Origin of the sequence: Aquamicrobium lusatiense (genome assembly GCF_014201615.1) — a bacterium.
Lineage (GTDB): Bacteria > Pseudomonadota > Alphaproteobacteria > Rhizobiales > Rhizobiaceae > Mesorhizobium > Mesorhizobium lusatiense.
Map to the genome: position 1 here is coordinate 247,459 of NZ_JACHEU010000004.1, position 12,893 is coordinate 260,351.

Below are 12,893 nucleotides of genomic sequence, written 5' to 3' on the forward strand. Positions count from 1 at the left end.
GCGATGGCTACATCCAACCTTGCCAAGGCGGTTACGCACGAAGACCAGCATGCGGCGAAAGTCTTTGATCTGTCCAAGACGACGCTGCGGGAGCTTAACCAGGCCCTTCACGACGCCTCCGAAGGTTCCAACCACACGAACTGGGAGATCATCAATCCCAAGGGCAGTCATGCCGTTGCGGTGGGTGTGGAGTTGCCGCTCCAGATCGATGTGCGCGGCAGCGTCGGCTACTATTGCGCCGGCATGAACCAGAACAGCACGATCACCGTGCATGGCTCCGCCGGTCCCGGCGTCGCCGAAAACATGATGTCCGGCACCGTCGTGGTGAAGGGCGACGCCTCGCAATATGCCGGTGCCACCGGCCGGGGCGGGCTGCTGGTGATCGAGGGAAATGCCTCGTCGCGCTGCGGTATTTCGATGAAGGGCATCGACATCGTCGTGCGCGGCAATGTCGGCCACATGTCGGCCTTCATGGCGCAGTCCGGCAATCTCGTCATCATGGGCGATGCCGGCGATGCGCTCGGCGACTCCATCTATGAGGCCCGCCTGTTCGTGCGCGGCAGCGTGAAGAGCCTCGGTGCCGACTGCATCGAGAAGGAGATGCGCCCCGAGCACATCGAAATTCTGCAAGGGTTGCTCGATCGTGCCGGTGTCACTGACGCGAAGCCGCAGGATTTCAAGCGCTACGGTTCGGCCCGCACCCTGTACAACTTCAACATCGACAACGCCGACGCGTATTGAGAGGCCGGAAATGACCTATCACAATCCACCGACCACGCCACGCAAATCGGCGACGTTCGACGACTACGCCATGTCGGAAATCCGGCGCGCGGCCGCGACCGGCATCTACGACATCCGCGGTTCCGGCGCCAAGCGCAGGGTTCCCCATTTCGACGATCTGCTGTTCCTCGGCGCTTCGATCTCGCGTTATGCGCTGGAAGGCTATCGCGAGCGCTGCGACACCACGGTTGTGCTCGGCACCCGTTTCGCCAAGAAGCCGATCGAACTTAAAATTCCGATCACGGTTGCCGGCATGAGCTTCGGCTCCCTGTCGGGGCCCGCCAAGGAAGCGCTCGGCCGCGGCGCCACGCTTTCGGGAACCTCGACGACGACCGGCGACGGCGGCATGACCGAGGAAGAGCGCGGCCATTCCGAGAAGCTGGTCTATCAGGTCCTGCCGTCGCGTTACGGCATGAACCCGCGCGATCTTCGCCGCGCCGACGCCATCGAGGTGGTTGTCGGCCAGGGCGCCAAGCCCGGCGGCGGCGGCATGCTGCTTGGCCAGAAGATCTCCGACCGCGTCGCCGAGATGCGCACCCTGCCCAAGGGCATCGACCAGCGCTCGGCCTGCCGCCATCCGGACTGGACCGGCCCGGACGATCTGGAGATCAAGATCCTTGAAATCCGCGAAATCACCGACTGGGAAAAGCCGATCTATGTGAAGGTCGGTGGAGCAAGGCCCTATTACGACACCGCTCTTGCGGTGAAGGCAGGTGCTGACGTCGTCGTTCTCGACGGCATGCAGGGTGGTACTGCCGCCACACAGGAAGTGTTCATCGAACATGTCGGCCAGCCTACCCTTGCCTGTATTCGTCCGGCAGTGCAGGCTCTGCAGGATCTTGGCATGCATCGCAAGGTGCAGCTGATCGTCTCCGGCGGCATCCGCAACGGCGCGGATGTGGCGAAGGCACTGGCGCTTGGCGCCGATGCCGTCTCGGTCGGTACGGCGGCGCTCATTGCTCTTGGTGACAATGATCCGAGATGGGAGGAGGAGTACCAGAAGCTTGGCTCGACCGCCGGAGCGTATGACGACTGGCATGAAGGCAAGGATCCGGCAGGCATCACCACACAAGACTCCGAGCTTATGAAGAGAGTCGATCCGGTTGCTGCAGGTCGCCGCCTGGCCAATTACCTGAAGGTCATGACGCTTGAGGCGCAGACCATCGCCCGCGCCTGCGGCAAGAACCATGTCCACAACCTTGAACCTGAAGATCTGTGCGCCTTGACCATTGAGGCAGCAGCTATGTCGGGAGTGCCGCTGGCCGGAACGAACTGGGTGCCCGGGAAGAGCGCCTTTTAAAAAATAACCTGAATTGGGGAGGAGCAATTCAATGGGTACAATTTTTACAGCAAGGCAAGACGCATCGACACAAACCAACCTTGAAGCATACGCCAAAGCGAAGAACATCAAGTACTTCATGGTGACCTATACGGACGTGATCGGCTACCAGCGGGCCAAGCTGGTGCCAACCCGCGCCATCGCGGACGTCCAGAAAGGAGGAGCCGGCTTTGCCGGCTTCGCCGGCGGCATGGACATGACGCCGGCGAACTCCGACATGCTGGCGATCCCGGATCCGGACTCGGTCACGCCGCTCAGCTGGAAACCGGAGGTGGCATGGCTCGCTTCCGATTGCGTGATGGATGGAAAGAGTGTCGAGCAGGCACCGCGAAACACGCTCAAGCGTCTGGTCGAAGAGGCTGCGTCTCTGGGAATCCGCGTCAAGACCGGCGTCGAGCCGGAATTCTTCCTGACCACAGCCGACGGCAAAATGGTCGCCGACGAGCATGACCGTCTCGCCAAGCCCTGCTACGACCAGCAGGCGCTGATGCGTCGCTTCGACATCATCGCCGAAGCCAGCGAGGCGATGATCGATCTGGGCTGGGAGCCCTATCAGAACGACCATGAGGATGCGAACGGCCAGTTCGAGATGAACTGGATCTACGATGACGTGCTGGTGACGGCCGACCGTTATTCGTTCTTCAAGTTCATGATCAAGACCATTGCGGAACGGCACGGCCTTCGCGCCACCTTCATGCCGAAGCCGTTCCCCGGCCTGACCGGAAATGGTTGCCACGCCCACATTTCGGCGTGGGACCTGACCGGCACGAAGAACGTGTTCGCCGATGACAATTCGTCGAACGGGCTGTCCGAACAGGGCATGCACTTCCTTGGCGGCATCATGAAATATGCGCCGGCGATGACGGCGATCATCTGCCCCACTGTCAACTCCTACAAGCGCATCAATGCGCCGCGTACCTCGTCGGGGGCCACATGGGCACCGAACGCGGTGACATGGACCGGCAACAACCGCAGCCACATGGTGCGGGTGCCGGGTCCGGGCCGCTTTGAGCTGCGCCTGCCCGATGGTGCTGCCAACCCGTACCTGATGCAGGCGGTCATCCTCGCCGCGGGTCTTGCCGGTCTTCGCGACAAGCTCGATCCCGGCCCGCGCAGCGACATCAACATGTATGAGGACGGCCACACCATCAAGGATGCGCCGCGGCTGCCGCTCAATCTGCTGGATGCGCTGCGCCTGCTCGATGGCAGCGAGGAGTTCAAGCAGATGCTGGGGCCGGAGCTGGTCGACGCCTTCGTCAAGATGAAGATGAAGGAGTGGAATTCCTACGTTTCCCATTTCACCGAATGGGAACGCGAAAACGCTCTCGACATCTGAAACGCCTCTGCCGGATCGCCCTCAATTCCCGGAATACATGCGATGAAATATTCGATCTTCTCCCTCGCCCGGGCGGCCCTGACCGGCCACAGGGGCTGGACACGAGCCTGGCGCGATCCGGCGCCCAAAAGCCGCTATGATGTGATCATCATCGGCGGTGGCGGACATGGCCTCGCCACCGCTTACTTCCTTGCCAAGGAATACGGTATCCGCAATGTCGCGGTGCTGGAGAAAGGCTGGATCGGTTCCGGCAATGCCGGCCGCAACACCACCATCATCCGCTCCAACTACATGCTTCCGGGCAATGTCGGCTTCTACGAGCTGTCCATGAAGCTGTGGGAGCGCATGGAGCAGGACCTCAACTACAACACCATGGTGAGCCAGCGTGGCATCATCAATCTTTATCATTCGGATGCGCAGCGCGATGCCTTCGCCCGGCGCGGCAACTCCATGCGCATCAACGGCATCGATGCCGAACTGCTCGACGCCGAGCAGATCCGCAAGGAACTCCCCTTCCTCAATTACGCCAATCCGCGCTTTCCCATCATGGGTGGTCTGGCGCAACGGCGAGGCGGCACGGCGCGCCATGATGCCGTGGTGTGGGGCTATGCGCGCGCCGCCAATGATCTGGGCGTCGACATCATCCAGAATTGCGAGGTGACCGGCTTCCAGCGCACGGATGGCCGCATCACCGGCGTGGAAACGACGCGTGGTTCGATCGGTGCCGGCAAGGTCGGCATGGCCGTCGCCGGCAACACCTCGCGTGTTGCCTCCATGGCAGGACTGAGGCTCCCCATCGAGAGCCATGTGCTTCAGGCCTTCGTCACCGAAGCGATCAAGCCGCTCATCCCCGGCGTGGTCACCTTTGGCGCGGGCCATTTTTACATCAGCCAGTCGGACAAGGGAGGCCTTGTCTTCGGCGGCGATCTCGACGGCTACAACTCCTACGCCCAGCGCGGCAACATGCCGACCATGGAGGACGTCTGCGAGGGCGGTATGGCGGTGATGCCGATGATCGGCCGCGTGCGCCTGCTGCGCCAGTGGGGCGGCATCATGGACATGTCGATGGACGGCACGCCGATCATCGACAGGACACCCGTGGACGGGCTCTATCTGAATGCCGGCTGGTGCTATGGCGGTTTCAAGGCAACGCCGGCCTCGGGCCTGACCTTCGCTCATCTGATCGCGCGCGACGAGCCGCACAAGGAGGCCAGCCGTTTCCGGCTGGATCGCTTCCGGCGTGGCGCGATGATCGACGAAAAGGGCCAGGGCGCCCAACCGAACCTTCATTGAAAGTGGTGTCGTCCGATGCGAATTGCATGTCCTTTCTGCGGCGAACGAGAAGTCGGCGAGTTCAGCTATCTCGGTGACGCCAGCCCCCGGCGCCCACACTACACGATCGATGACGGAAGCGATCCCGTGAAACTTCGGGAGGATTTCTACGACTACGTCTATCTGCGCGACAACGTGGCCGGAACGATGCGGGAATACTGGTACCACGGTGGCGGTTGCCGCTCCTGGCTGATTGCCGAGCGTGACACGCGAACCCACGAATTCAGGTCGGTGCAGGCGGCTGCGGGTGCCGGCGCCTCCGTCACGTCACCGGCGGGAGAATGAACATGTCGGGCTATATTGAATCCCAGCCTCTGGGCAGGACCGCAGCCACGCAAGACGCAGGTGCGAATTCACAGGCTGCCGATGGCACGCAATCGCATCGCCTGCGCGCAGGCGGTCTGATCGACCGCCAGAAGCCGCTCAGCTTCACTTTCGACGGCAAGGCGATGACCGGCTATGCCGGCGACACGCTGGCCTCGGCCCTCGTGGCCAACGGCGTCAAGCTGGTTGCCCGCTCGTTCAAGTACCACCGCCCGCGCGGCATCATGACGGCTGGCTCGGAGGAGCCGAGCGCGCTGGTGGAAATGCGCAGCGGCGCTCGGCGCGAGCCCAATACGCGCGCCACGACGCAGGAACTCTATAACGGCCTTTCCGCCCACAGCCAGAACCGCTGGCCCTCGCTGCGGCGCGATTTCATGGCGGTCAACTCGCTGCTGTCGCCGATCTTCGTGGCAGGCTTCTACTACAAGACCTTCATGTGGCCGGCGAAGTTCTGGGAGAAGATCTACGAGCCGATGATCCGTCGCGCCGCCGGTCTCGGCAGGAGCGCCGGGGAAGCCGATCCCGATCACTACGACAAGGTGTGGGCGCATTGCGATGTGCTCGTCGTCGGTGCAGGCCCCGCAGGTCTTTCCGCCGCACTCTCTGCCGGTCGGGCCGGCGCGCGGGTCATTCTGGTGGAGGAGGACACGCAACTCGGCGGCCGCCTGCTCAGCGATGGCGGCGAGATCGACGGCATGCAGGCCCACGAATGGGTTCAGCGGGCTGAAACCGAGCTCGATGCGCTGCCCAATGTCCGCATTATGAAGCGCACCGCGCTGTTCGGCGTATATGATGGCGGCGTCTATGGCGCGCTGGAGCGCGTTGCCGACCATGTTCCGGTGCCCGGACCGCATCAAGTGCGCCAGCGTCTGTGGCGTATCGTTGCCCGCCGCAGCGTGGTGGGAGCCGGCTCGATCGAACGCCCGATCGTCTTCCCCGGCAACGACCGGCCGGGGGTGATGATGGCTTCGGCCGTGCGCACTTATGTAAACCGCTTCGCGGCGCTGCCGGGGCGTAATGTTGCGCTGTTCACCAACAATGACGATGGCTGGCGCACCGTCGAGGCGATCCATCGTGCCGGCGGGCAGCTGGCGGCGGTGGTTGATCCGCGCGGGCAGGCTCCGGTGGAGTACCAGTCTCTCGTCAAGGCATCCGGACTGCGGGTGCTGTCCGGCTTCGTGTCGGACGTGAAAGGCGGCGTCGATGGCGTCAGCAGTGTCACGGTAACCGGCAAGGACGGTCGCCGGCAGGATGTCGCGGCGGATTGCCTGGCCGTTTCCGGCGGCTGGAATCCCAATGTCGGCCTGTCCTGCTTCCATCGCGGCCGGCCCACATGGCGCGAGGACATTGCCGCTTTCGTGCCGGGGGACTGTCCGCCCGGAATGCGGATGGTGGGTGCGGCGGAAGGAGATTTTTCGCTGGGCGAGTGCCTGCGCGCAGGTCATGCCGCAGGTCTTGCGGCTGCCTCGGATTGTGGCTTCACGGAAGATGGCGGAAGTGCTGCCGAGGCCGGCGACGAAACCTATGCGATCTCCCCGCTGTGGCAGGTTCCGGCGAAGGGCAAGGCCTTCGTGGACTTCCAGCATGACGTGACCGCGTCCGACGTAACGCTGGCCCAGCGCGAAGGCTATGAGAGCGTCGAGCATCTGAAGCGCTACACCACGCTTGGCATGGCTACCGATCAGGGCAAGACCTCCAACATCAACGGCCTTGCCATCATGGCGGCCGTCACCGGCCGCTCGATCGGGCAGACCGGCACCACCATCTATCGCTCGCCCTATTCGCCGGTCGCCATCGGGGCTTTCGCCGGTCACAATCGCGACGAAACGTTTCATGCATGGCGATTGGCGCCATCGCATCACTGGGCCGCGGCGCGGGGCGCGGTGTTCGTCGATGTCGGCCTGTGGAAGCGTGCGCAGTGGTTCCCGCAGCCGGGCGAGACCGACTGGCTGCAGTCCGTCAACCGCGAGGTCAACGCCGTGCGCAACGGTGTCGGCTTCTGCGACGTCTCCACGCTCGGCAAGGTCGATGTGCGTGGCGCGGATGCCGGCATCTTCCTCGACCGCGTCTATATCAACGCCTTCTCCTCGCTGGCCGTGGGCCGGGCGCGCTACGGCTTGATGTTGCGCGAGGATGGGATCGTCATGGATGACGGCACCACCTCGCGGCTGGCCGAAGACCACTATTTCATGACCACGACCACCGCCAAGGCGGGGCCGGTCATGCAGCATCTGGAGTTCTGCCGGCAGGTGCTGTGGCCGGAACTCGACGTGCAGCTTTCCTCGGCAACGGACCAGTGGGCCCAGTTCTCCATCGCCGGCCCGAACACGCGGGCCCTGTTGCAGGCGCTGTGCGACCCGGATGAAGACCTCAGCAATGAGGGCTTCCCCTTCATGGGCGTCCGCGAGGTGAAGCTGCGCGGCGGCATGACGGCGCGCCTGTTCCGCATCTCCTTCTCGGGCGAGATGGCCTTTGAAATTTCCGTGCCGGCGCGCTTCGGCAACGCCATGGCGGAAAATCTGATGATCGCCGGCAAGCCGTTTGGCGTGACGCCCTATGGCACTGAAGCGCTCGGGGTCATGCGTATCGAAAAAGGCCATGTCGCGGGTCCGGAGCTCAATGGCACCAGCACGGCCGATGATCTTGGGCTCGGCAAGATGATGTCGAAGAAGAAGGACTTCATCGGCCGAATCATGGCGGGGCGCGAGGCGCTGACCGCCCCTGACCGGCAGGTCGTCGTCGGCATCAGGCCCGTGGATCAGGGCCGGCGGCTCCGTTCCGGCGCCCGCATCGTGCCGAAAGGCGAGCGCCCGGGGCCGCAAACCGATCACGGCTACACGGCTTCGGTGTGTTTCTCGCCGACCCTGAACCACTGGCTCGGTCTTGCTTTCGTGCAGCGCGGCCGCGAGCGTTTCGGCGAAATCATCCGTATCCATGACCCACTGCGGGGCGAGGATTATGACGCCGAAATCTGCAATCCTGTCTTCTACGATCCGGAAGGAGTGCGCCAGCGTGGCTGATTTTTCCTGGAATACGCAATCGCCGCTGCAAAAGGCGCTCGTCACCGGCATGCATGGGGTTGGTGGTGCGCCCGGTGTGGAGCTGTCCGAAATCCGCAACATCGTTCTCGTGCAGGTGATGGCGCGGCGCGGCAAGGTGGCCGAGACGGCCAAAATCGCCAAAAAGCTGTTTGGGGTCGCGCCGCCTTCAGCTCCCGGTGCGGTTTTCGGCAAGGAGGTAACACTCATCTGGTCCGGTCCGGACCAGTTTCTGACTTTCGCGCCGCTGGGCGAGGAGAAGCTGATGAAACGGATTGCCGATGGCTTTGCCGGCATTGCCTCGCTGTCCGATCAGTCCGACGGGCGCTGTGTGCTTCGTATTTCCGGTGCCCGCGCCGCGCAGGCGATGGCCAAGTTCCTGTCGATCGATTTTCACGACAGGGCTTTTCCGGTGGGGGCTGCGGCCACCACGTCGCTCGATCATACGGCGGCCAATATCTGGCGCACGGCCGACGGCCCGGATGGGGCGCCGGTCTATCACATCGCGATCTTCACCAGCTTTGCGGACAGCCTGTATGGCGTGATCGCGGATTCCTCGCTGGAATATGGTCTGCGGGTCGCCTGACGCGCCTGCCGTACGCTGTCCGGATAAAAGAGCCCGCTTCAGCTTGGAGCGGGCTTTTTGGGCGGACCCTAACGGGCATCTGCACGGCTCAGGCGGAGGGACTGTTGCTCCTCTCGCTTGCGTAAAGCGCGACAGCCATGGCCCGGTTGCGCACCTCCAGCTTGCTGTAGAGATTCTTGAGGTGGTATTTGACAGTGTTTTCCGAAATGCCCGTCCGCGCGGCGATCTGGATGTTGCTCCATCCATCCGCCAGCACGGACAGAAGCTCATGCTCGCGTGTCGTAAGGCGTGACAGCGGCGTGTCGTTGATCCTGGTGACATCGATATAGGGAATGCAGATCCGGCCATGCGCCACGGCAATCAGCGTGTCGAACAGGATTGCAGGATCGTCGAACTGATAGCAGAAACCCTGAGCGCCCAGCCGTACGCATTTCTTGAGAATGGACAGGTCATGGTCGTTTGAGAAGATGACCACGCGGGCATCGATTCCACGCTGGCGGATCTGGGTAAGCAGCGTTCCGCCATCCATGTCGGCCAGCTTCCAGCCGAGCACTGCCAGATCGAAACCGGGGCCGGGCTGCGCGCAGGCTTCGAGAAAGGCCTTGCCGGTGGTGACGTTCTCGCCCAGATCGAAACGTCCGTCCCGCGCGATCATGTCGGCCAGTGCCGATACGACAAGAGGATTGCGCTCCGCAACCAGAACCCGGAATTTGCGTGGTGCGGTTGCACTGGCCCCGGTGTCGCCGGGCTCACGACTTATGATGTCGAGGCTCATATGCGCTTCCTCCCCAGGCTTCGCGATATGCCTTGGCGGGGTCGCTCCGAAAATTGCGCGACCTCGCACTTCTAATTCATAACATGAATTCTTTTTTCATTTTAGTACATTTTCAAATGTTGGCCGGGCTTGTCAATTCCACAAAATCACCCATGACCTGCCCCTGCGTCATAAAGTCCTTGACGACGGCGGGATTCCCGGCAATCTTTCACTACAAAGAAAATAATAAAACTGAGCGGAAACTCGACCTGCCGTTTTTCACGATGGCGGAAATGCCGTCGGCTGTGTCGCCCGTTCAATAACGAAGGGGATCTTCTCAATGACAGTATTAGCTCAATCCGGGCCCGTGGAGGCGGGTCAGCTTCACCGGACAATCGACTGGCGCGGAGCGTTCTGGGTCGCCAGTGGCGTTCCGGCCCTCGTGCTTTTCTCCATTGGCGGCATTTCCGGCACGGTCGGCACGCCGGCCTTCGTCATCTGGATGGTGTCGGTGTCCTTTGGCCTCATACAGGCATGCACCTATGCCGAGATCGCGGGACTTTTCCCGAGCAAGTCGGGCGGCGCTTCGGTCTATGGCGCGACGGCATGGCTGCGCTACTCCAAATTCATCGCGCCCTTGTCCGTATGGTGCAACTGGCTGGCGTGGACGCCGGTGTTGTCGCTGGGCTGCTCGATCGCGGCTGCCTACATCCTCAACGTTCTGGCGCCGATCCCATCTTTCACGGAGACCTCGCCGCAGGTTCTGGCATGGCTTGCAGAGCCGGCCAATGCGGGCGCAACGGCCGCCGAGGCCATTGCCGCGCTGACGGCGGCCGCCACGCCGGCAATACGCGACTGGACGCTCTACAGCGGCTCTCTGGGGCCGGTACACTTTTCCATGAATGCCGTTTTCGTCATCGGCGTCATCCTCATGCTGGTCACCTTCGCGATCCAGCATCGCGGCATCCTCAGCACGGCCAATGTCCAGAAGTTTATCGGCCTCGCCGTCATCGTTCCCATGCTGATCGTCGGCATCGTGCCGATCCTCACCGGGCAGATCAACTGGGATAACTACACGCCTTTCGTGCCGCTGGCCGAGGCCTATTCGCCTGAACCCGGCGCGTGGAACATCGCCGGCTGGACGCTTGTGTTCGGCGGCATGTTCATCGCTGCCTGGTCGGCCTATGCGTTCGAAACATCGATCTGCTTCACCAGCGAGTTCAAGAACCCCGGACGGGACACGGTGCGGGCCATCCTCTACTCGGGGCTTCTGTGCCTGCTGCTCTACACTCTGGTGCCCTTCACTTTTCAGGGCGTGCTTGGGCTGGAAGGCATGCTGTCGCCGTCGATCGCCGATGGTTCGGGCGTCGGGCAGGCGATGGCCCAGATGGTGGGCGGTTCAGGCTTCGTCACCACGATCATGATCATGCTGATGATCCTGGCGCTGATGCTGGCCATCAACACGGCCATGGCCGGTTCTTCGCGCACCCTCTATCAGGGGGCGGTGGATGGCTGGCTGCCGCGCTACCTCTCGCACGTCAATGAGCATGGCGCGCCGACGCGGGCGATGTGGACAGACCTGATCTTCAATCTCGGCATTCTGGCCATTGCCTGCGCGGATGCCGAAAGCTTCTTCTTCATCCTTGCCGTATCGAACTGCGGCTACATCATCTTCAACTTCCTCAACCTGAATGCCGGGTGGATTCACCGCATCGACAACGGCCATATCAGGCGACCATGGCGGGCGCCGACCATCCTCATCGCCGTCGGGTGCCTGCTTTCCTACGTCAACGCCATGTTCATGGGCGCGGGCGCGAAAGTCTGGAATCCGTGGGCGCTGTGGGCAGGGCTGATCGCTGCGGCGCTCATCATCCCTGTGTTCTGCTACCGGCACTACATCCAGGACGGCGGGCGCTTCCCGACCCATATGCTGGATGATCTCGGTATCACCCAGGAAGACCTGAAGGTGCGCAAGGCGGGCATTCTTCCCTATCTCACGCTCGCTGCCGGCCTCGTCGTGGTTCTCGTCGCCAACTGGATTTTCGTCATCTGATCCGATGCTTCCGCATTCGCACAGAAGCCGGCCTCGTGCCGGCTTCTTTCTGTGCTGAAGCGATTCGGGCGGCTTGTCTGTCCCCGCCTTCCCGTCTGCACCGGCTTGTGGAAACGCAAAAGAGGCGTCAGGACTTAATATTCTTTATATGAAATTTTCTTGCTTTGCAGTTGACTGCCGCTTGAAGCCGCTGTTATGGTTCCGGAACATAATCAATTAGTTCCGGAGCCGACAAGGGCGCTGCCCAATGTCGGTGCACAGGACAAGAGCCAACAGAGCTCAAAGGGGAAAGTGCAGAATATGACCACCGTCATAGATGGTAAGCTTGTGGCCGAAGACGTTGTCGCGACGGTCCAGAAAGCGGCAGAACTTCTCAGGGCTGAAGCAGGCGTGACACCGGGGCTGGCGGTGGTGATTGTCGGCGAAGACCCTGCCAGTCAGGTCTATGTCGCCTCCAAATCCCGCAAGGCGAAGGATTGCGGATTTCATTCCGTGCAGCACACGCTGCCTGCCGAAACCTCACAGGCCGACCTTCTGGCGCTGATCGCCGGCCTGAATGCGGATCCGGAAATTCACGGCATTCTCGTTCAACTTCCCCTGCCCGAACAGATCGATTCCGGCGCCGTGATTCAGGCGATCGCGCCGGAAAAGGACGTTGACGGCTTTACCTATGTGAATGTCGGCAAGCTGGGCGCCGGTGCTGCGGAAACCGCTTTCGTGCCCTGCACGCCGGCCGGTTCCATGGTGCTTATCGAGCGGGTTCGCGGCCGGGATCTTTCGGGGCTCAATGCCGTGGTCGTCGGCCGTTCCAACATTGTCGGCAAGCCGATGGCAAACCTTTTGCTTGCCGCGAACTGCACCGTCACGGTCGCCCATTCCCGCACCCATGACCTTCCGGCCCTGTGCCGCACCGCCGACATTCTCGTCGCCGCCGTCGGCCGGCCCGAGATGATCAGGGGCGACTGGGTCAAGGAAGGCGCCACCGTGATCGATGTCGGCATCAACCGCATTCCTGCACCTGAAAAAGGCGAAGGCAAGCAGCGACTCGTGGGCGACGTCGCCTACGCAGAGGCGGAGCGCCGCGCCGGGGCGATCACGCCTGTGCCCGGCGGCGTCGGTCCGATGACGATCGCCATGCTCATGGCCAACACGCTGGTTTCCGCCTGCCGCGCGGCCGGGCGCACGCCGCCTCGTTTCTAGACTTTCTGTCAACTGCATCGACCTGCTCAGACCCAGATATCACCATCGAGGAAAAAATGGCCGAAGTTAAAAGCGACATTGAGATTGCGCGTGGAGCGTCGAAGAAGGCGATCCAGGAGGTTGGTGCGAAGATCGGGATACCGTCTGGTGA

The 12,893-nt window shown here is 62.4% G+C and carries 10 protein-coding genes; 9 read left to right on the forward strand and 1 reads right to left on the reverse strand.

The genetic code is table 11. The features are described from left to right. Positions 1-3: 3 nt before the first annotated feature. Genes HNR59_RS18150 through HNR59_RS18180 form a run of 7 tightly spaced genes read left to right on the forward strand, consistent with a single transcriptional unit; the run spans position 4 to position 8,735 of the window. On the forward strand, positions 4-741 hold the full coding sequence (locus HNR59_RS18150) for a GltB/FmdC/FwdC-like GXGXG domain-containing protein (protein WP_183832441.1): 738 nt from the start codon (positions 4-6) through the stop codon (positions 739-741). Positions 742-751: 10 nt separating this feature from the next. Next, complete coding sequence (locus tag HNR59_RS18155) at positions 752-2,080, forward strand: FMN-binding glutamate synthase family protein (protein WP_183832442.1); 1,329 nt, start codon at positions 752-754, stop codon at positions 2,078-2,080. Between the two features lie 31 nt (positions 2,081-2,111). Beyond that, entirely contained in the window at positions 2,112-3,455 is a 1,344-nt protein-coding gene (gene glnT, locus HNR59_RS18160; RefSeq protein ID WP_183832443.1) for a type III glutamate--ammonia ligase, read from the forward strand. 42 nt (positions 3,456-3,497) lie between these two features. Further along, positions 3,498-4,748 (forward strand): sarcosine oxidase subunit beta family protein, encoded by a 1,251-nt coding sequence (locus tag HNR59_RS18165; RefSeq protein WP_183832444.1) that lies wholly within the window; start codon positions 3,498-3,500, stop codon positions 4,746-4,748. A gap of 15 nt (positions 4,749-4,763) precedes the next feature. After that, positions 4,764-5,072 (forward strand): sarcosine oxidase subunit delta, encoded by a 309-nt coding sequence (locus HNR59_RS18170; protein ID WP_183832445.1) that lies wholly within the window; start codon positions 4,764-4,766, stop codon positions 5,070-5,072. After that, positions 5,069-8,131: a sarcosine oxidase subunit alpha family protein gene (locus HNR59_RS18175; protein ID WP_183832446.1), complete on the forward strand. Its 3,063-nt coding sequence runs from the start codon at positions 5,069-5,071 to the stop codon at positions 8,129-8,131. Before HNR59_RS18170 ends, HNR59_RS18175 begins: the two co-directional genes overlap by 4 nt. Continuing rightward, entirely contained in the window at positions 8,124-8,735 is a 612-nt protein-coding gene (locus HNR59_RS18180) for a sarcosine oxidase subunit gamma family protein (protein ID WP_183832447.1), read from the forward strand. The genes HNR59_RS18175 and HNR59_RS18180 overlap by 8 nt, the downstream gene beginning before the upstream one ends. Positions 8,736-8,823: 88 nt before the next feature. On the opposite strand, the gene HNR59_RS18185 is transcribed toward HNR59_RS18180, so the two are convergent. After that, entirely contained in the window at positions 8,824-9,510 is a 687-nt protein-coding gene (locus HNR59_RS18185; RefSeq protein WP_183832448.1) for a LuxR C-terminal-related transcriptional regulator, read from the reverse strand. A gap of 319 nt (positions 9,511-9,829) precedes the next feature. On the opposite strand from HNR59_RS18185, the gene HNR59_RS18190 reads away from it, so the two are divergent. Both HNR59_RS18190 and folD read left to right on the forward strand, forming a co-directional pair. Next, positions 9,830-11,542 carry a trimethylamine N-oxide permease gene (locus HNR59_RS18190; RefSeq protein WP_183832449.1) on the forward strand — a complete coding sequence of 571 codons (1,713 nt, stop codon included), beginning with the start codon at positions 9,830-9,832 and terminating at the stop codon, positions 11,540-11,542. A 300-nt stretch (positions 11,543-11,842) separates the two neighbouring features. Continuing rightward, the gene (folD, locus tag HNR59_RS18195) at positions 11,843-12,742 is read left to right on the forward strand and encodes a bifunctional methylenetetrahydrofolate dehydrogenase/methenyltetrahydrofolate cyclohydrolase FolD (protein WP_183832450.1); all 900 of its coding nucleotides are present in this window, start codon (positions 11,843-11,845) and stop codon (positions 12,740-12,742) included. Positions 12,743-12,893: the final 151 nt, after the last annotated feature.

Excerpts from the sequence above, each read along its gene's own strand:
- glnT (WP_183832443.1), top strand. The coding sequence starts at position 2,112 with ATGGGTACAATTTTTACAGCAAGGCAAGACGCATCGACACAAACCAAC.
- HNR59_RS18150 (WP_183832441.1), top strand. The coding sequence starts at position 4 with ATGGCTACATCCAACCTTGCCAAGGCGGTTACGCACGAAGACCAGCAT.
- HNR59_RS18185 (WP_183832448.1), bottom strand. The coding sequence starts at position 9,510 with ATGAGCCTCGACATCATAAGTCGTGAGCCCGGCGACACCGGGGCCAGT.
- HNR59_RS18175 (WP_183832446.1), top strand. The coding sequence starts at position 5,069 with ATGAACATGTCGGGCTATATTGAATCCCAGCCTCTGGGCAGGACCGCA.
- HNR59_RS18165 (WP_183832444.1), top strand. The coding sequence starts at position 3,498 with ATGAAATATTCGATCTTCTCCCTCGCCCGGGCGGCCCTGACCGGCCAC.
- HNR59_RS18190 (WP_183832449.1), top strand. The coding sequence starts at position 9,830 with ATGACAGTATTAGCTCAATCCGGGCCCGTGGAGGCGGGTCAGCTTCAC.
- folD (WP_183832450.1), top strand. The coding sequence starts at position 11,843 with ATGACCACCGTCATAGATGGTAAGCTTGTGGCCGAAGACGTTGTCGCG.
- HNR59_RS18170 (WP_183832445.1), top strand. The coding sequence starts at position 4,764 with ATGCGAATTGCATGTCCTTTCTGCGGCGAACGAGAAGTCGGCGAGTTC.
- HNR59_RS18155 (WP_183832442.1), top strand. The coding sequence starts at position 752 with ATGACCTATCACAATCCACCGACCACGCCACGCAAATCGGCGACGTTC.